14 protein-coding genes are annotated in these 18,051 nt (G+C 47.3%); 8 read left to right on the top strand and 6 right to left on the bottom strand.

Features of this window, described 5'->3' with window-relative positions; all coding sequences use genetic code 11:
• Window positions 1-8: 8 nt before the first annotated feature.
• From ACN0TF_RS04240 to ACN0TF_RS04230, 3 genes are read right to left on the bottom strand one after another with little or no spacing between them, the layout of a single operon-like run.
• Window positions 9-1,106 carry a peptidoglycan binding protein CsiV gene (locus ACN0TF_RS04240; protein WP_417440887.1) on the bottom strand — a complete coding sequence of 366 codons (1,098 nt, stop codon included), beginning with the start codon at window positions 1,104-1,106 and terminating at the stop codon, window positions 9-11.
• 15 nt (window positions 1,107-1,121) lie between these two features.
• Complete coding sequence (mfd, locus tag ACN0TF_RS04235) at window positions 1,122-4,604, bottom strand: transcription-repair coupling factor (RefSeq protein ID WP_417440886.1); 3,483 nt, start codon at window positions 4,602-4,604, stop codon at window positions 1,122-1,124.
• A 47-nt stretch (window positions 4,605-4,651) separates the two neighbouring features.
• Window positions 4,652-5,260: a PilZ domain-containing protein gene (locus ACN0TF_RS04230; protein WP_417440885.1), complete on the bottom strand. Its 609-nt coding sequence runs from the start codon at window positions 5,258-5,260 to the stop codon at window positions 4,652-4,654.
• 106 nt (window positions 5,261-5,366) lie between these two features.
• Here ACN0TF_RS04230 and ACN0TF_RS04225 point away from each other — a divergent pair, with 106 nt between their 5' ends.
• From ACN0TF_RS04225 to ACN0TF_RS04215, 3 genes are read left to right on the top strand one after another with little or no spacing between them, the layout of a single operon-like run.
• A complete protein-coding gene (locus tag ACN0TF_RS04225; RefSeq protein ID WP_417440884.1) occupies window positions 5,367-6,596 on the top strand; it encodes a lipoprotein-releasing ABC transporter permease subunit in 1,230 nt (409 codons plus the stop codon).
• On the top strand, window positions 6,589-7,275 hold the full coding sequence (gene lolD, locus ACN0TF_RS04220; protein ID WP_286822952.1) for a lipoprotein-releasing ABC transporter ATP-binding protein LolD: 687 nt from the start codon (window positions 6,589-6,591) through the stop codon (window positions 7,273-7,275). The genes ACN0TF_RS04225 and lolD overlap by 8 nt, the downstream gene beginning before the upstream one ends.
• Window positions 7,275-8,510, top strand: a complete 1,236-nt coding sequence (locus tag ACN0TF_RS04215) for a lipoprotein-releasing ABC transporter permease subunit (RefSeq protein WP_417440883.1) — start codon at window positions 7,275-7,277, stop codon at window positions 8,508-8,510. Before lolD ends, ACN0TF_RS04215 begins: the two co-directional genes overlap by 1 nt.
• On the opposite strand, the gene ACN0TF_RS04210 is transcribed toward ACN0TF_RS04215, so the two are convergent.
• The gene (locus ACN0TF_RS04210; protein WP_417440882.1) at window positions 8,507-9,022 is read right to left on the bottom strand and encodes a DUF2062 domain-containing protein; all 516 of its coding nucleotides are present in this window, start codon (window positions 9,020-9,022) and stop codon (window positions 8,507-8,509) included. The two genes, ACN0TF_RS04215 and ACN0TF_RS04210, sit on opposite strands and share 4 nt — an antisense overlap.
• A 50-nt stretch (window positions 9,023-9,072) precedes the next feature.
• Between ACN0TF_RS04210 and ACN0TF_RS04205 the strand changes: the two genes are divergently transcribed.
• From ACN0TF_RS04205 to kdsB, 5 genes are read left to right on the top strand one after another with little or no spacing between them, the layout of a single operon-like run.
• The gene (locus tag ACN0TF_RS04205) at window positions 9,073-11,370 is read left to right on the top strand and encodes a DNA internalization-related competence protein ComEC/Rec2 (protein WP_417440881.1); all 2,298 of its coding nucleotides are present in this window, start codon (window positions 9,073-9,075) and stop codon (window positions 11,368-11,370) included.
• Between the two features lie 35 nt (window positions 11,371-11,405).
• Window positions 11,406-13,154, top strand: coding sequence for a lipid A export permease/ATP-binding protein MsbA (msbA, locus tag ACN0TF_RS04200; RefSeq protein ID WP_417440879.1), 1,749 nt, complete (start codon window positions 11,406-11,408; stop codon window positions 13,152-13,154).
• Window positions 13,154-14,143, top strand: coding sequence for a tetraacyldisaccharide 4'-kinase (gene lpxK, locus ACN0TF_RS04195; RefSeq protein WP_417440878.1), 990 nt, complete (start codon window positions 13,154-13,156; stop codon window positions 14,141-14,143). Before msbA ends, lpxK begins: the two co-directional genes overlap by 1 nt.
• Window positions 14,130-14,327, top strand: a complete 198-nt coding sequence (locus ACN0TF_RS04190; protein WP_417440877.1) for a Trm112 family protein — start codon at window positions 14,130-14,132, stop codon at window positions 14,325-14,327. The genes lpxK and ACN0TF_RS04190 overlap by 14 nt, the downstream gene beginning before the upstream one ends.
• A complete protein-coding gene (gene kdsB, locus ACN0TF_RS04185) occupies window positions 14,324-15,085 on the top strand; it encodes a 3-deoxy-manno-octulosonate cytidylyltransferase (RefSeq protein WP_417440876.1) in 762 nt (253 codons plus the stop codon). The genes ACN0TF_RS04190 and kdsB overlap by 4 nt, the downstream gene beginning before the upstream one ends.
• Here the strand turns inward: kdsB and ACN0TF_RS04180 are convergent.
• Window positions 15,082-16,428: a KamA family radical SAM protein gene (locus ACN0TF_RS04180; RefSeq protein WP_417440875.1), complete on the bottom strand. Its 1,347-nt coding sequence runs from the start codon at window positions 16,426-16,428 to the stop codon at window positions 15,082-15,084. The two genes, kdsB and ACN0TF_RS04180, sit on opposite strands and share 4 nt — an antisense overlap.
• Window positions 16,429-16,644: 216 nt before the next feature.
• Window positions 16,645-17,925 carry a citrate synthase gene (gltA, locus tag ACN0TF_RS04175; protein WP_417440874.1) on the bottom strand — a complete coding sequence of 427 codons (1,281 nt, stop codon included), beginning with the start codon at window positions 17,923-17,925 and terminating at the stop codon, window positions 16,645-16,647.
• Window positions 17,926-18,051 lie beyond the last annotated feature (126 nt).

Here is an 18,051-nt window from a genome sequence, read left to right as displayed (position 1 = left end):
GTAACTTATTAGTATCTTGGAGCCGATAAGTCAGTACGGCGAATTTGAACGACAACCCCGAGTTTAGGGTGATCGAAGTAATGTGTTTCGTGACTGATAACGCGTCGTAACTGAGAAAAATAATAGCTACGTAAATAAGGTGTTTGTTTACTCGCACCATTAAGAGCATAAGCCGCCTGAGTTTCTAAGTCGTTGGCAAGACGCTTGATTTCATCTTGTTCGCGTAAGTTGAACTCACCGTCAATATGCAGATAGTTACCGACCAGAAAAATATGCATTAAGCCGTCAAATTCCCAGGCAAGCTGAGGATTTCCAGCCGCCGTCAGAGGCGGGCGAACTGGGGTATTATCTTCCGGGCTGATAAAAGGGTCGGTGCCTGATTCAATAACGCTGAACAGGCGTTGGATATTATCCATACGCTGCTCCTGGCCAGCACTGGACAGGGGTGTATCGAGTTGCTCCTGCTCTTTGGGAAAACCATTATAGAAGAAGTCGTTACCATAATTTTTGCCGCCAAATAAGCGCATTCTACGACCGACACCCCGGGTAAAAACTGGTTGTCTCCAGGCTAGATGCAACAACGATTTAGCCTGACCTTTGCGCTCGAGTTCGGTTCTGATTGGAGAGAGTTCGAGGGCGTCCGCAGGCATCAGGAACGGTTGCGAGGCTTGTTCTATGTTGCCACCGGGGCCATCAATAACAACCTCAGTAGAGGCCATTTCAGATAACCTATGTTCCGGGGCGAATGGGTTACCGGCAATGGGTACCCATTGGTCTTCGTTGTCATACCGACAGGCAACATCAATTTGCCAGTTTTGCTCAGAAAATGCTTCGCAAACAGGTAGCGCGCTGCGAAGAGAGCGGTTTTGTTGGCTGTAGTGAGGCGTCAATAAATCCCGGCTCTTATTAACCGCAATAGGCTGCATGGTTAAAGAAAAGTTTTCACCGGACTGATCGGTAGCGGTTTGTTTGAAGACCAGAACTTCAACTTCAAACCAGCGCCAATAATCTTTATTTGCTTGAGCCGCAGCATTTACAGACATTAAAGCCGTTAATGCGGTTGCTAAACCCAGTACCGATTTTACACCCCGATGTACCAGCGCCATTTATTCACTCCTGTGTTACGCCGCCTGAGATTGTTCTGCAAACTCGTCTAGCAGAGACTCTACCAGTTTTAAGCGGCTTTGAGTATCTTCCAGTGGTTGACTCAAACGTAAACGGTTTGGCCCGTCCAGCTTATAATAGCTGGGCGCTTTTTGAATTAACCCAATAATTATCTCGGGGTTAATTTTCGTGTCGTCGGCAAACTCAATAATACCGCCCTGATTACCAATATCAATTTTGCGTATACCTAACTGTTCAGCATTATTGCGAAGTTGTGTTTGTCGAATCAGGTTTTTCGCGGCGTCCGGTAACAGGCCAAAACGATCAATCAATTCTACTTGTAGATCATCAAGCTCTTTGCTGGTTTCGCAGTTGGCTATTCGCTTATACAAACTTAAACGATTATTGACGTCTGGTATGTAAGCTTCGGGTAAAAGTGCCGGCAGTTTCAAGTCAATTTCAGCACGTTCGTGTAGCAGTTGCGCAAGCGCAGGTTCTTTGCCTTCTTTTAAAGCTTTAACCGCTTGCTCCAGCATGTCCATGTATAAAGTAAAACCAATGCTTTCAATCTGGCCACTCTGATCATCGCCCAGCAGCTCACCGGCACCACGAATTTCCAGATCGTGAGTTGCAAGCATAAAACCGGCACCCAGGTCTTCAAGTTGAGAGATAGCTTCAAGTCGTTTGTGCGCGTCTTTGGTCATGCGTTTGGGGTGTGGCGTTAATAAATAGGCATAAGCCTGATGATGGGAGCGTCCAACCCGGCCTCTCAGCTGGTGCATCTGCGCCAGACCCAGGTGATCGGCGCGATCCATAATGATGGTGTTGGCGCTGGGTATGTCGATACCGGTTTCAATAATGGTGGTACAGACCAGAACATTAAATCGCTGATGGTAGAAGTCCGACATAATACGTTCAAGGTCACGTTCACGCATTTGTCCGTGAGCAACCACAACTCGCGCTTCCGGAACCAGAGCTTCAATATCAGCCGCGGTTTTCTCAATAGTGTCGACATTATTGTGCAAGAAGTAAACCTGACCGCCGCGCAGAATCTCACGCAATATAGCCTCACGAACCGTTGGCTCGTCGTATTCGCGGACAAAGGTTTTTACTGCCAGTCGCTTCGCTGGTGGCGTGGCTATAATTGACAGGTCACGAATGTTGTTCATGGCCATATTAAGGGTACGCGGAATCGGTGTTGCTGTTAGCGTCAGAATATCTACGTCAGCGCGCAGGCGTTTAATGGTGTCTTTTTGTCTTACACCAAAGCGGTGTTCTTCGTCGACAATAAGCAGGCCTAAGTCATGGCACTTCACATTGTCTTGCAGCAACTTGTGGGTACCAATGACAATATCGACTTTACCGTTGGACAAGTCTTCAAGAATACCTTTTGACTGCTTTGCGGTTTTAAAGCGCGACAGCACTTCAACCCGAATGGCCTGCTCAGCAAAACGGTCACTGAAGTTTTCATAATGTTGCTGGGCCAGCAGGGTGGTCGGAACCAACACCATCACTTGCTTGCCTTCATTAACCGCGATAAAGGCTGCGCGCATTGCCACTTCGGTTTTACCAAAGCCCACGTCGCCGCAGACCAGTCTGTCCATAGCGCGGGGCTGCTGCATGTCCTGCTTAACCGCATCAATTGCAGCCTGCTGGTCAATGGTTTCTTCAAACGGAAATCCGGCGGCAAAACGTTGGTAATCTTCTTCGTTGATATTAAATGGGTAACCGGGCTTCGCTTCGCGGCGGGCGTAAATATCGAGCAGTTCAGCCGCAACATCACGAACTTTTTCCGCAGCTCGTTTTTTGGCCTTGTCCCAAGTATCGTTCCCCAGCTTATTTAACGGAGCATGGCTTTCTTCACCGCCACTGTAGCGGCTTAAAACGTTAAGGTTGGCGACCGGAACGTAGAGCTTGGCGCCGCCAGCGTACTCAATGGTGACAAATTCGGTGGTGACATTCCCGGCATCCAGTGTCGTCAGTCCCTGATAACGACCAACACCGTGGTCCAGGTGAACAACCGGCTGACCGGCTTGCAGCTCTGCTAAATTGCGAATCAGCGTATCGGCGCTGACAGTGGCTTTTTGCTGACGTCGACGGCTTTGCACCACGCGGTTACCAAATAATTCGGTTTCGGTAATAAACCAAAGTTTGGCGTCTGGTAAATAAAATGAATTAATAATGGGGCTAATGATTAACCCAATTTGTTGGGTTGGGCATTCATCCAACCCGGAGCAAAGTCTTACCTGAAAACCAAGCTTGCTGACAATTTCACGCAAGGCTTCGCGGCGGCCTGCGCTTTCGGCTGAGAGCAGAACTTTTTCACCCTTTGCCAAAGCCTGTTCCAGTTTCGCCTTTAACTTGGAAAAGGGTTGTTTTTGCTGATGGTCAGCTGCTATTTCCGTTACTGCTTCTGTCAAAAACGGCGTCGGACCGGGTTGTGCCATTTCTGCAGGCACATTGGCGCGCACCCGGCGGTATTGTTTGAAACCGGCGTGAATATTATCGACCGGAAGAAAGAGCTCATTGGGGTGCAGTAATGGCCGCAAAGGGTCGAATTGACGCTGATCGTAGCGGTGATTAATATCCTGCCACAACCGTTCTAGGCTCGCCTGAATATTGCCGAAAGTAACCAGTACCGTGTCGTTGGGAAGGTAATCAAACAAGCTGGCTGTTTCTTCAAAAAATAACGGAAGGTAGTACTCTATACCACCGGGTAACTGGCCTTTGCTGACTTGCTGATACACCGATTCACGCTCAGTGGTGGCCTCAAAATGCTCACGGTAATTTGCGCGAAAGCGTTCAATCGCCGTTTTTGTCAGTGGAAACTCGTGTGCGGGCAGTAAATTAATGCCGTCTATTGGATCTTTTGATAGCTGAGTCTCAGGGTCAAACGGCCGAATGGTATCGACTTCGTCGTCAAAAAAGTCGAGCCGGTAAGGTGTCTGACTGCCCATAGGGTATAAGTCTAAGATTGAACCGCGGGCGCTGAACTCGCCGTGTTCCATTACCTGATTAACATGCCGGTAACCGGCATTTTCAAGCTGTTGTCGCAGCTTCAGGCTGTCGAGTTGCTGGCCTTTTTCAATTTGTAACGCTTGCCCCTGCACAAAAGAGGTTGGAGCAATTCGGTGCAGCAGGGTATTAATGCTGACAATCAGTGCCCCGCGCTTGGCATCGGGAAGGCGTGCCAGCACGCTGAGTCGGTCAGAAATAATGTCCTGATGCGGTGAAAAGCTGTCGTAGGGCAAAGTTTCCCAGTCGGGGAACAGCGTAATGTCGTCATGGTATTCGGTGTGTTCACCGGCAAAGTATTTCACTTCCTGTTCTAACCGGTGTGCCTGGTTAGCATCTGCGGTGACAATTAAAACCCGCCCGGGCGTGGCGTCAATTAGCCTGGCTATCGCCATTGCCGGCGAGCTGCCATGCAACTCCTGCCAGGTAAGGTCTTTGTTTGCTGCCGGAGGAAAAGGGGGTCTTAATACAGATGCCTTAGTCATGACTACTCAACTGGTTTGGAAAAACGTCGGTATTATACCGAAATCAATCAGGATTTGGATGACAGGTTGTCGTTTTGTTTTTCTTCGCGGCGTTGCTTTGAACGTTCTTTAAGCTGACGACTCTGGGCATGAAGACTGGCCCGAATTAACAGCTCCTGATCTTCCTCGCGAATTTGAGCAAAGCTCAGCGTGCAAAGGTAAGTCTCACCGCTTTCCTCTGGCTCTGAGTTTTCAGCTGTCAGATAGCAATAAATTGCCAGGGCCTCTTCTTTAAAAAACAGTTTGGCCTGGAATGTCTGACCTTCGGTTAGTGGCGAGTCATTTATTATGCGAATACCACCGCCACCGTATTCGACGCCTTCAAAGCGGTGAGCCGGATCATCCTCGTTGCGGAGCATGTAGCCCAACAATATGTTCATGCGTTTGTGTTGCTGTTCTAGAAAGGCGACCAGAGCGCTGCCTGACGACTGTTCAACTTTAATACTTTGCAGTTGCTGCTGGTCACTTTCAGCCATACTGGACGCAATCGTGAACAGTTCCGGAATTTCTGCAATAAACGCGTCTTCGTCAGGGGTACTGTCAGCCGACTCCAGCGCAATTAAATTGACCGGGAAACGATCTCTTACGGTGAAGAAATCTCCGATTGGTGATGTCATTGATGTCTGCGATTGCGTCATTGTGTCGGCTTTTAGTTGTCAGGCTCAATACAACTCATTATCCTTGCTCGTTATGAATTAGCAACCATCAAATAATTGAGGGTATATGTTTCAGTCGGTCGTGCTGTTTATTGGCCTGCGTTATAGTAGGGCAAGGCAGGGGTCTGCGTTTACCGCCTTTATCAACCGCTTTGCCTTTGCCGGTATTGCCCTTGGGGTTATGGCTCTGGTGGTTGTCATGTCGGTTATGAACGGTTTTGAAGGCCAATTGAAAGAACGCATTCTGGGCGCTGTTCCTCAGGTGACCCTAACCGATGCCGACAGCACTACGGAACTGTCAAACTGGCGTAAAACACAGGAGCAATTGCCTGAATTAGAAGCCATTAAAGGGTCAATGCCGTATGTGCAAACGCAGGGCATATTGCAATTTTCAGAAAAGATGTCGGTAGCCAATATACAGGGCATTTACCCAGATGTGGGCGAGGTACCTCTTTCGCTCGAAGATAAAATGGTTGTCGGCGATTGGCTCAGTCTGACGCCGGGGAATTATCACTTAGTGATAGGGCAGCGGCTGGCGCAGAAACAAGGAATAACCGTTGGTGATAGCATTCGTATTATTGCAGCGCAGGGCGGGGTTTATACACCTTTTGGACTGGTTCCGTCGCAGCGCCGCTTTGTCGTCACCGGGTTCTTTTCTATGGGGTCTGAGGTCGATGAATCGGTTGTTTTTGCCCATGGCAGTGACCTGGCTCGTTTAATTCGGTTACCTGAAGGAGAAGTGAGTGGGCTGCAGTTATTTTTAGATGACGCCTTTAAAGCTCCCCAAGTGGCAGAAAGCCTGCGCAATAAAACACAGTTAACGATAAGCGACTGGCGACAAAATTACGGCCAGTTATTTGAAGCTGTGGGCATGGAAAAACGCATGATGTGGTTGATGCTGGCGTTAATCATTGCGGTTGCGGCGTTTAATACTTTATCGGCTCTTATTATGGTGATAAACGACAAACGCCATGATATCGCCATATTACAAACTTTGGGTTTATCTAACGGACGGATACGCACGGTATTTTTATTGCAGGGGCTTTATAATGGCGTGCTGGGCTCACTAATTGGCGTTATTCTGGGGCTGGTGTTGAGTTGCTACCTGAATGATATTCTGGCGTTATTCGGTGCACAGATCTTTGCCGGATCAGATGAAGGCCTGCCAATTATCATTAATGTGTCTCAGGTTATTATTACCGCTGTTGCTGCAATTGCCTTAACTTTGGTGGCAACGCTATATCCCGCATCACAAGCCGCACATGTTCAACCCTCGGAGGCATTACGCTATGACTGACGCGCTGTTGCGTTGCAAAGAATTGAGTAAATCCTATCAGGACGGGGGCGACCAGGTTACCGTTTTAAAAGACATTGATTTTGCGCTGCAAGCCGGAGAAATGGTTGCCGTAGTCGGAGCGTCAGGCTCGGGTAAAAGCACCTTGCTGCATTTGTTGGGTGGACTGGATAAACCCTCATCTGGCCAATTGTTTTATAAAGATCAGGAAATGACGCCCTGGAAAGCCGACAAGTTGGCGCAGTGGCGTAACCAGAACCTTGGCTTTGTGTATCAGTTTCATCATTTATTGCCGGAATTTTCAGCGTTGGAAAACGTTGCCATGCCGCAACTGATAGCCGGTAAAAGCCCGGCGGAAGCTAAACAGCAGGCTGAGCAGCTTTTAGTACGCGTGGGGTTAGAGCACCGGTTGTCGCATCGTCCGGCACAGCTTTCCGGCGGTGAACGTCAACGGGTTGCTATAGCCAGGGCTTTTGTGAATAAACCACAGGTTGTGCTGGCTGATGAGCCGACCGGTAACCTTGATGGTGAAGCGGCTGAGAGTATTTATCAGTTAATGCTGGAGCTAAATCAGGAAATGGGCACGGCCTTTATTGTGGTCACTCACGACTTACAGCTGGCTGAGCAACTGCAGCGCGTAGAAGTTTTAAAAAATGGAATTTTGCGTAAGGAGCAAGACTAATGCAGCTTGCCTGGTTAATTGCCCGCCGCTTTCGTAAAGGTACCGCAAAGCAGGGTTTTTTGTCTTTTATATCGGCGTCATCGACTATTGGTATAGCGCTCGGATGTGCGGTTTTAATTGCGGCGTTGTCGATGATGAACGGTTTTAATCAGGTGCTACAGGAGCGGCTACTGGCTGTTGTTCCTCAGGTTGAATACAGTGCGGTAGAAGGTGCATTGGAAGACTGGCATGAGATTGCGAAAATCGCCCGGCAACACCCTGAAGTTATAGCTGCGGCTCCTGGAATTAATTCCACTGTTATGGTGCAGACCCAGTCAACTTTTCATGGTATTCAGGTTCGGGGAATATCTGCAGAGCAGGAACAAAACGTATCGGCTTTATCCGACTATGTAAGCAACGAAGACTGGCTACGCTGGCAACATAAGGGCGGCTTGTTGTTAGGGGCTGGCTTAGCCGAAAAGCTGGGCTTGGCCGTTGGCGATTCCGTTTCTTTGTTAACGCCGGAAAAGTCTGAACGAGGATTTCGTTCTCCAGAACGGGTGCGACTGGAAGTCACTGGATTGTTTAAATTTGGTGGGCAAATCGATTATCAAAATGCCTATGTCTCTCTGGAAACGGCTAAGAATGAATTGAGTTTTGCTAGTGATGTCAGTTCGGTACGCTTGCGGTTAAAGGATGTTTTTTCGGCTCCAGCGGTTGCCCGGGAAATAGGTAACCAGTTGCCAGAATTAGTCTATCTGGATGACTGGACCCGAAGTCATGGCCATTTATATCGTGATATTGAGTTGGTGCGCTGGGTCGTGTATTTGGTTTTGATTCTGGTTATGGCCGTAGCCTGCTTTAATATTGTTTCAACGCTGATTATGACGGTAGCGAAAAAGCGCAGCCAAATTGCTATGTTGAAAACTCTGGGCATGAAAGACAAGTCCTTACTGCAATCCTTTGTATTTCAAGGGCTAATGAATGGCCTTTATGGGGTCGTTATTGGTTGTGCCTGTGGAATACTTCTGGCGCAGTTTCTACCTGATATTATGCTGACACTTGAATCCTGGTTTCACTTTAAAGTGCTTTCCAACGATATCTACTTTGTTGGCGAGGTGCCTTCTGAATGGGTTTGGGGCGACGTTATTTTAGTCGCCAGTGTGGCGCTGCTAATGAGTCTGTTAGCTACTATTTATCCTGCCTGGCGGGCGGTCAAAGTTGAACCCGCCAAGGCTCTGCACGAAAGTACTTAATTGCCTTCAGGATTACGACGGCGCCAGGCTTTGACCACAGACTGGCGCCAAAGTAAGCGAATACCAATATAACCAACAAAGCTGGATAACGTGCCCAGTACCAGACAGCCAAGCAAAAATGCAGGGCCTATAGTTGAAATGCTGTGCATTAACCATTCCCAGCTGGCTTCAAAGGCAAAGGGTTGCGGGGGTTCAGCCAATATGGCGTTACCGACTAAATAGCAGAGGTAAAACATTGGCGGCATAGTAATAGGGTTTGAGATCCAGACAAGCCCGACCGAAAGAGGCAGGTTAACGCGAAAAGGAATTGCCGACGCTGCCGCTAATAACATTTGAAAAGGAACCGGTATAAAAGCGCAGAATAGACCGACTGCAAATGCGCCTGAAGCTGACCGTCGGTTTAAATGCCATAAGTTTGCATCGTGCAGAAGGCTGCCGAATAAGCGAATCGCTTTGGATTCGCGCACTTTTTGATGATCAGGCATTAAGCGTTTAATGAAGCGTCTGGCCATAATGTGACGTTTATTACCTATCCGGTTACTGCCCCAGGGAAGGAGCAACGATGGATCGTTGGTTACTGGTCTTTATTAGCGGAATATTGTCCGCTTCATTACACTCTGACATTAAATTTTGGCTAATTGTTTCAACTATTGCTCTACTACTTTTGGCGATAGCTTATGCCTTTTTTTATTTTAGACAGAGGGAAGTAAAACAGCGAACCATCGTACTACTACTGATGGTGTTATTTTGCGGTATTTTATGGGCTAATGCCAACCTTTATTGGCAAAATTTACGCGCTGTACCAAACGAGTTAATTGACCGGGAAACTCAATTAACGCTTGTCGTAGATGAAATATCGCGTCGCTACCCTTTTCATTTGCGTATGACGGGTAGGGTAGAAGTTCTGGCTGGTAAAGTTTTGCCATTCTGGCAGCAACCCCGGGTTCAACTGAATTGGTATAACAGCCACCATAAACAGGTGCCGAAAGCTGGCGAGCGTTGGCAACTGGAAGTGAAGCTGAAACAGGCAACGGACTACCGTAACCAGGGGAGTTTTCGATATCGGCAATACTTACTGCGCAATAATATTTATGCCTTAGGCACAGTTAAAGGCGGCGAAAAACTTACCAGTTTGATCAGTTTTCGTCAGAAAATTTTTGATGACATTAAACAAGCTGATTTATCTGAACCGGGTATATTGGCTGCATTAACTATTGGCGAACGCAGCTTGTTAACCTCTGCCACCCGCGAAACCTGGCAAAAAGCGGGGTTAGCTCATAGTCTGGCCATTTCAGGATTGCATCTGGGGATGGTTGCCGGCGCCGCTATTTTATTCTTTCGTTTTTGCTTCCACTGTTTTCCCATCAGCTTACAAACACGAGAGCGGCTAAACATTCGGCTGGGGTCGCTAGTCTTCGGGGCAATTGTGGTAAGTGGTTATGCTGGCCTGGCAGATTTCTCAATATCTACTGTAAGAGCTTTAACCATGTTTCTGGTGGTTCTTCTGCATATTGTGTTAAATCTTAAGTTAAATCCGCTAAGTTTATTGCTACGAGTGGTTGCTGCTGTGCTAGCGGTTGATGTTTTCGCTTGGCAGGATCCCGGGTTTTGGTTATCTGTTACTGCCGTTGCCGCACTTTTTCTTGCCAGTTGGCGCTGGAGCAAAAGTCGTGGTCGTTTCTCTGCGGTAAAAAGCCTCTGGTCAATTCAATGGCTGCTGCTGGTGGTGATGTCTCCATTATCATTCTTATTGTTTGGCGGCTTTTCGGTTTTTGCTCCCGTTGTCAATTTGTTGGTGTTACCTGTTATCAGCTTTTGGTTATTGCCGCTGGCTTTAATAGGAACGGTTTTGGCGCTGTTTGATTCTGGTCTTGCTGTTTTTTTCTGGCAATTATCCGAACTCCCCGTTACCTATTTGAACCCAGCGTTGGAAGCTATAAAGGGGTACCCGGCTAATTGGCTGGAACTGAACCAATGGCCAATAACTCGTGCCGCGCGGTTTGCTGCTTTGTTCGCGCTTACTGCGGCTCTGCTTTTGCCGGTTAGCCGCAGTTGGCATCGGTTGGGTTTATTATTATGCTTGCCCGTTGCTGCTTATTTATTTTTTAATCAACGGGACGGGAAGTTGCGTCTTCATGTTCTGGATGTGGGTCAAAGCCAGGCTGTGGTGCTAGAGAAAGACGGCAAAGCCATGCTAATTGATACCGGTATTGAGTTTAACTCCGGTTTCAGTGTTGCAGAATCTGTTATTGAACCTTTTCTAAATTACCATGGTTTGCGACCTGAGCTGGTTTTTATCAGCCATGGCGATAGAGATCATAACGGCGGCAGAGACTTTCTGATGCAAAGGTATCCTCAGCTAGAGTGGCGCGGAGATGCCAGTGATAAACCCTGCCGCGCAGGTGACACAGGTGAATGGAATAGCATGCAATGGAAGGTTCTGTGGCCAACGCCTGCGTATCAGAACTCAAATCGGTTAAGTAAAAATAATCGTTCATGTGTACTACGCATCAGTTATAAAAACTTCAGTATTCTTCTGCCCGGTGACATTGAAATGATAGCAGAGCAATTATTGCTGAGTTCTTTACATGAACAGTCTGAAGCTAACTCCAACGTTCTGTTGATTCCGCACCATGGCAGCAAAACGTCGACCAGCTGGCCTCTGTTACAGGCGGTTGATGCCGATGTCTATATTATCAGCTACGGTAAGCATAGTGGGTATGACTTTCCTCACCGCTATACACTAGAAAGGCTCGCCCGTACTCAAAAGCCCTGGTTTGGAACCAGGGATAACGGCCAACTGACTATTGTTAGTGACGGCAACACATGGAGTTTGGAGTTACCCTTTGAAAACAGGTAGAATACCAAAAGTGTTAATGACTTATTTGAGACTACATGGATTCTCAGCTTAAAAAAAAGACGACCTTTAAACGCTTGTTAGGTTATATCAAACCTTATAAGGCAGCTTTTATCGCTGCTATCCTGTGTATGATTGGTTACTCTGCCATTGATACATTGTTCTTATCCCAAATTGAAACCTTAATTGATAATGGGTTAACAGAGCAGGACTCTAATATATTGCTTTACGGTGCCCTCTTTGTTCCTTTTATTTTCATCCTTCGCGGTTCTTTGAATGTTGCTTCCAGTTATTTCCTGCATTGGGTGGGTTTTAAAGTCGTTACTAAAATGCGGCAGCAGCTTTTTGACCATATGATGAAACTGCCGGTTGGTTTCCATGACCAGCATTCAACCGGTGATTTGATTTCAAAAATAACTTATGACACGCAGCAGGTAGCAGAAGCGAGTAGCCGGGCTGTTCTGGTCTTGGTGAAAGAGGGCGCGTTTGTCGTTGGTTTGTTGGGTTTGATGTTTTATCAAAGCTGGCAACTATCATTGGTATTTTTGGTGATAGGGCCTCTGGTTGCAAAAGTCGTAGGGGTTGTTTCGCGTCGCTTCCGTAAAGTAAGCAGTCGTATTCAAACAGCTATGGGTAATGTAACCACAACTGCAGAGCAGATGATCAACGGCCATAAGGTTGTGATCATGCACCAGGGTCAAGAAGGTGAGTCGACACGTTTTTCGGAAATAAACAACATTACTCGCAACCAGAATATGAAGTTGGTGAACACCCGGGCTATAAGCACTTCGGTTATTCAGTTTATAGCTTCGCTAAGTCTGTCTATGGTTCTGGTTATTGCCAGTTTCCCAGAAATGCTGGGTGAGCTTTCGGCCGGTGCTTTTACTACGTTACTTACCGCCATGATCATGCTGCTGCGTCCGTTAAAGCAGCTTACTAACGTAAACAGTGATTTCCAGCGCGGTATTGCGGCTGCAACCAGTGTATTTGCGATTCTTGACGAACCGATTGAAGTTGATAAAGGCTCGCGAGTGGTAGAGCGGGCAGCCGGTGATATTGTCTTTGATGACGTGACCTTTTCTTATCAAAAAGATGATGAACCCGCTCTTCAGCACATAAACTTTAAAGTTGATCAAGGCAAAACCGTGGCGCTGGTAGGGCGGTCAGGTAGTGGTAAGTCGACAATATCGAACTTACTTACGCGCTTTTACGATGTGGAGCAGGGCAACATTCTGCTTGATGGCCATAATATTAACGATTATAAGCTGAAATGCTTAAGACGTCAGTTTGCGCTGGTGTCTCAGCATGTAACCTTGTTTAACGACACCATAGCAAACAATATTGCCTATGGTGCTTCGCAAGATGTATCGCGTGAAGACATTATTAAAGCCGCTGAGCAAGCTTACGTTACTGAGTTCACCGACAGTATGCCAAAAGGGCTGGATACTATGGTGGGCGAGAATGGGGTGATGTTATCCGGTGGTCAACGTCAGCGTATTGCTATAGCCCGAGCGTTATTACAAGACGCTCCCATTCTTATATTGGATGAAGCAACATCGGCGCTGGACACTGAGTCCGAGCGTCATATTCAGGATGCGTTAGGAACCTTGCGTCAAAACCGCACAGCTATTGTTATTGCTCACCGTTTATCAACCATTGAAAATGCTGATGAGATTTTGGTTATGGACAACGGTGAGATTATTGAACGCGGTACACACCAGCAATTGCTTGATCAGGAAGGTGCATATTTTCAGCTGCATAACTTGCAGTTTAGCGGGAGCGCCTAATGTGGCTTCAAAAGCAGTGGTATAAAGCCAGTCTGCACCCTTTACTGTTTTTGCTGGCACCACTGTCGCTGGTGTTTTGGCTGGTAACGAATTTGCGTCGAAGTTTTTATGCTTTTGGGTTAATGCCTAGCTATAAAGCTGATGTTCCGGTCATTGTGGTGGGAAACATTAGCGTGGGCGGCACTGGCAAAACACCTATGGTTGTGGCCTTAAGCCAATGGCTAAAAGATGAAGGGTGGAATCCGGGCATTATTAGTCGTGGTTACGGTGCGAAAGGCCCTTTTCCCTACGACGTTTCAGCGAGTGACTCGCCGGAGAAAGCTGGCGATGAACCCTTGCTCATGCGTCGCCGAACTGGCTGCCCTGTTGTTATTGCGCCAAAACGAGCTCAGGCCGCAAAGCTTATGGCTGAACAACATCCAAAAGTAGACGTTATTATTTGTGATGACGGGCTGCAGCATTACGGGCTTAAGCGCGACATTGAATTAATTATGATAGACGCTGAGCGAGGAACCGGAAACGGATGGCTTTTGCCTGCAGGTCCATTAAGAGAAGGCCCCTGGCGTCTGAAAGGCGCTGACTGGGTTATTTCTAACTATGGTCGCCACGCATTCGCCCGGCATGTTGTGGATGTAGAGCCAGGCAACTGGTACCGGGTTGATAACAATGAGCAAATTGCGTTAAAAACCGAGAGCAAATTTAATGCAGTGGCTGGTATTGGTTATCCGCAGCGCTTTTTTAACTCGCTAATTGAGCAGGGTATTGAACTGGAGAACCGTCAGGGCTTTGCGGATCATCACGCTTTTAGCCAACAGGACTTTTCTAACCTGGCCGGTAACCCTATATTAATGACAGAAAAAGATGCCGGTAAATGCCAGCCTTTTGCCCAAGCTGACTGGTATTACCAAACAATTGAAGCGAAGCTGCCCGAAGTGATGAAAACTAACTTATTGGCAGAGCTGGAAAGGAAGAAAAATGGCCATCGATAAAACGACATTAGCAATATTGGCGTGTCCGAAGTGTAAAGGAAAGTTGACTTATTACTCGGATAAAAACGAGTTAGTATGCCGCGGAGAACGCCTTGCATACCCTATAGACGAGAATATTCCCGTGCTTATAGCGGATAAGGCCCGCGAATTATCTTCAGAAGAGTTAGAAAAGGTTCCTTCATGAGTTTTACCGTTGTCATTCCCGCTCGTTACGGTTCCAGCCGCTTGCCGGGCAAACCTTTAGCCGATATAGCCGGAAAGCCGATGATTCAGCATGTGGTTGAGCGAGCTGAGGCTAGTGGCGCTGCCGAAGTCATAGTTGCTACCGATGATATGCGGGTTAAAGAGGGCGTTGATAAGTTCGGTGGTCGTGTAATGATGACCTCAAGTGAACACTCCTCTGGTACGGAACGGTTGGCTGAGGTTATCGAGCAATTAGCTCTGGCAGAAAACGAAGTGGTGGTTAATGTGCAGGGCGATGAACCCTTTATTCCACCTGAAATTATTCGACAGGTTGCCGATAACTTAGCGAATCAACGACAGGCACCTATGGCGACGCTGGCCGTGCCTATTACCGACGCTGAAGATATTTTTAACCCCAACACAGTAAAGGTGGTTACCGATGCTGCCGGTTATGCGCTGTACTTTAGCCGTGCGGCAATTCCCTGGGACAGAGAGCACTTTTCTGCCGATCGGGCGACTGATGTTGTTACTGAGCATTACCATCGTCACATTGGTATTTACGCTTATCGGGCGGGGTTTGTGAGACGTTATGTTGAGTGGCAACCAAGCCCTATTGAACAGCTTGAGTCGTTAGAGCAATTGCGGGTACTTTGGCACGGAGAGCGTATTCATGTCGCTGAAGCCATTCTCGCACCAGCTACAGGCATTGATACCGAAGAAGACCTGCAGCGGGCACGAAAACTGGCAGGCGATGGTTAATCCATCGCCGACATTTGTGAATACTCATCTTCGAAAAAGAATTTCTCTTCACCAAAAGCTGGTTTCAAGTGATGCAGCCAGGTGGCATCCGGGTCGTATTTAGCGAAGAAGGGGCGTTGTACCCAGTCTGGGTTGCGTCCCTGAATAAAGCGTAAGGCAAAGACTTTCTCACCGGCAATTTCAGTAACCCCCTGAACTTCTACTTTTCCAGGGCCTGCGCTCATCGAAGGGCCTCGCACGGTACGAGCAATACCGGAAACCTGTTGATACGCTTTTTGGAAAATTTCCCAGGTACGCTCCAGTGGCACTTCAAAGTAACGTTTCGCGCCAGTATCGCGTTCGACAAACATGTAATAAGGGATTAATCCCAGTTGTACCTGCTTCTCCCACATAGAAGCCCAGACATCCGGGTCGTCGTTAATGTGTTTGAGCAAAGGAGCCTGACAGCGGATTTGAACACCTGTAGCGCGCAGGCGGCGAATGGCTTCCTGACAGACTTCAGTGCGCAATTCATTCGGGTGGTTTAAATGCGCCATTATCGATACATGCTTGCCGCCAGCAACTAAGCGCTCTAATAAACGCAGTAAATCGTCCGCATCGGGGTCGGTGATAAAGCGATATGGCCAGAATGTGAGTGATTTAGTGCCGATGCGTATGGTTTTAATATGCTCGAACTCAGGTTGCAGTAAGCCTTCTAAATAATGAGCCAGCTTACGCGTGCGCATCACCATTGGGTCGCCGCCGGTCACCAGCAAGTCAGTAACTTCTTTGTGTTGGGCCAGATAGCGGTGCAATTGATCAGCGTCGTTTGAATTAAAGCGGGTAGCCTTACCAACAAACTGCGCCCAGCGGAAGCAGAAAGTGCAGTAAGAATGGCAGTATTGTCCCTGAGCCGGGAAGAAGAGTACCGTTTCGCGGTATTTATGCTGCATACCTGGCAAAGGTTCACCGTCAACATGCGGCACATTCATTTGCATTTGCCCGGCAGGGTGAGGGTTCATCTCATCGCGTAATTGAGTCGCTAAATCAAATACCTCATTGGTGGTGTGCTTGCCTGACATTAGGTCAGCCATGCGCTGATACGCAGAAGGCTCCAGCATATCTTTTTGCGGAAATGTCAGTTGAAACAGCGGGTCATTGGGTACATTTTCCCAGTCAATCAGTTCGTTAAATACATATTCATTAACTCTGAATGGCAGTACATTAGCGACGACTTTCATTTCAAAACGCATGTCAGCAGGAACTTTCTTTAACGCCTCAATTTTATCTAACTGGCGATGCTGATATACCTTGAATTTACGTGGTGTAATGATGGGTTGTTGTACATTGACTACTTGCTGCATAAGCCTCTCTGTAATTATCTGCAACCTGCTAAAGCACGTTGAAAATGAATTTGTCTGTCAGCTCTCTCTTTGGCGACCAACGAAATGCGACGTAGTATAAAGAATTTAAGGCTTCGTTGCACGTTCTGTAAGGTGTGAAAAGCAATGTACTCAAACTAATTAAGAGCGGGCATAAAAAAAGGCGCTCAACCGAGCGCCTTCTTAACTCAAACCAATTTATTTTTTAATTGGTGAAAACTCGCGTTTTGTATAACCAGTATATAACTGACGAGGACGACCAATTTTCTGGTTTTCTTCGCCCATCATTTCGTGCCAGTGAGAAACCCAGCCGACAGTACGTGACAGCGCAAAGATAACGGTGAACATATTGGTCGGAATACCAATAGCTTTCAGTACGATACCTGAGTAGAAGTCAACGTTAGGGAAGAGTTTCTTTTCAATGAAGTAGTCGTCTTCCAGAGCGATGCGCTCCAGTTCCATTGCGACGTCAAGTAATGGATCATCACGATCCAATTCTTTCAGTACTTCGTGGCAAGATTCACGCATTACCGTTGCACGAGGGTCGGTGTTTTTGTATACACGGTGACCAAAGCCCATTAGACGGAAAGGATCGTCTTTGTCTTTTGCTTTCTCAATATATTTTGGAATGTTTTCAACAGAGCCAATTTCAGCCAGCATACGCAAGCAAGCTTCGTTTGCACCACCATGGGCTGGTCCCCATAAAGACGCAACACCCGCAGCGATACATGCGTAAGGGTTAGCACCAGAAGAACCGGCAAGGCGTACTGTTGACGTTGATGCGTTTTGCTCGTGGTCAGCATGCAAAGTAAAGATGCGATCCATAGCGCGAGCTACCGCAGGGCTTATTTTGTAGTCTTCCGCAGGAACCGAGAACATCATGTTCAGGAAGTTTTCTGCATAACCTAAGTCGTTACGTGGGTAAACGAAAGGTTGACCAATGCTGAATTTATAAGCCATTGCTGCAATTGTCGGTATTTTAGCAATCAGACGGTAAGCACTGCGTAAACGTTGGTTTTCATCGTGAATCTCCAGGTCATCATGATAGAACGATGATAAAGCCCCCGTTACGGCACATAACATTGCCATAGGGTGAGCATCGCGACGGAAACCATTAAAGAAATTGTGAATTCCCTGGTGCACCATAGTGTGTTTAGTAATGGTGTCTTTGAATTCATGGTATTGCTTTTCGGTAGGAGCTTCGCCGTGCAACAACATGTAGCAAACTTCTAAATAATCTGCTTTAGTTGCTAATTCACCAATAGGGTAACCGCGGTGTAATAAAACGCCGTTTTCACCATCTATATAGGTGATAGCCGACTCGCAAGAGCCTGTAGCCAGAAACCCCGGGTCAAAAGTAAAATAACCATGTTTTCCCAGAGTTCGGACGTCAACTACATCCTTTCCTGCCGTTGGTGATAGTACCGGCAATTCAATGGATTGGCCGTCAATCTGTAAAGTGGCTTTACGATCAGCCATAAGGAATTCTCCTCGCTATCTACTTTGAAAAAGTGCGCTAATTTAACTCGATCATGCCCTTAAATGTCAATTTTAATCGGGGAACATGAACCAATTATAGCTAAACATACGTAATAAACATGACGA

Origin of the sequence: Idiomarina sp. (genome assembly GCF_048265525.1) — a bacterium.
Lineage (GTDB): Bacteria > Pseudomonadota > Gammaproteobacteria > Enterobacterales > Alteromonadaceae > Idiomarina.
The sequence above is the reverse complement of the archived record's forward strand: the minus strand, read 5'-3'. Positions and strand labels throughout refer to the sequence as shown.

Excerpts from the sequence above, each read along its gene's own strand:
- ACN0TF_RS04240 (WP_417440887.1), bottom strand. The coding sequence starts at position 1,106 with ATGGCGCTGGTACATCGGGGTGTAAAATCGGTACTGGGTTTAGCAACC.
- mfd (WP_417440886.1), bottom strand. The coding sequence starts at position 4,604 with ATGACTAAGGCATCTGTATTAAGACCCCCTTTTCCTCCGGCAGCAAAC.
- ACN0TF_RS04230 (WP_417440885.1), bottom strand. The coding sequence starts at position 5,260 with ATGACATCACCAATCGGAGATTTCTTCACCGTAAGAGATCGTTTCCCG.
- ACN0TF_RS04225 (WP_417440884.1), top strand. The coding sequence starts at position 5,367 with ATGTTTCAGTCGGTCGTGCTGTTTATTGGCCTGCGTTATAGTAGGGCA.
- lolD (WP_286822952.1), top strand. The coding sequence starts at position 6,589 with ATGACTGACGCGCTGTTGCGTTGCAAAGAATTGAGTAAATCCTATCAG.
- ACN0TF_RS04215 (WP_417440883.1), top strand. The coding sequence starts at position 7,275 with ATGCAGCTTGCCTGGTTAATTGCCCGCCGCTTTCGTAAAGGTACCGCA.
- ACN0TF_RS04210 (WP_417440882.1), bottom strand. The coding sequence starts at position 9,022 with ATGGCCAGACGCTTCATTAAACGCTTAATGCCTGATCATCAAAAAGTG.
- ACN0TF_RS04205 (WP_417440881.1), top strand. The coding sequence starts at position 9,073 with ATGGATCGTTGGTTACTGGTCTTTATTAGCGGAATATTGTCCGCTTCA.
- msbA (WP_417440879.1), top strand. The coding sequence starts at position 11,406 with ATGGATTCTCAGCTTAAAAAAAAGACGACCTTTAAACGCTTGTTAGGT.
- lpxK (WP_417440878.1), top strand. The coding sequence starts at position 13,154 with ATGTGGCTTCAAAAGCAGTGGTATAAAGCCAGTCTGCACCCTTTACTG.
- ACN0TF_RS04190 (WP_417440877.1), top strand. The coding sequence starts at position 14,130 with ATGGCCATCGATAAAACGACATTAGCAATATTGGCGTGTCCGAAGTGT.
- kdsB (WP_417440876.1), top strand. The coding sequence starts at position 14,324 with ATGAGTTTTACCGTTGTCATTCCCGCTCGTTACGGTTCCAGCCGCTTG.
- ACN0TF_RS04180 (WP_417440875.1), bottom strand. The coding sequence starts at position 16,428 with ATGCAGCAAGTAGTCAATGTACAACAACCCATCATTACACCACGTAAA.
- gltA (WP_417440874.1), bottom strand. The coding sequence starts at position 17,925 with ATGGCTGATCGTAAAGCCACTTTACAGATTGACGGCCAATCCATTGAA.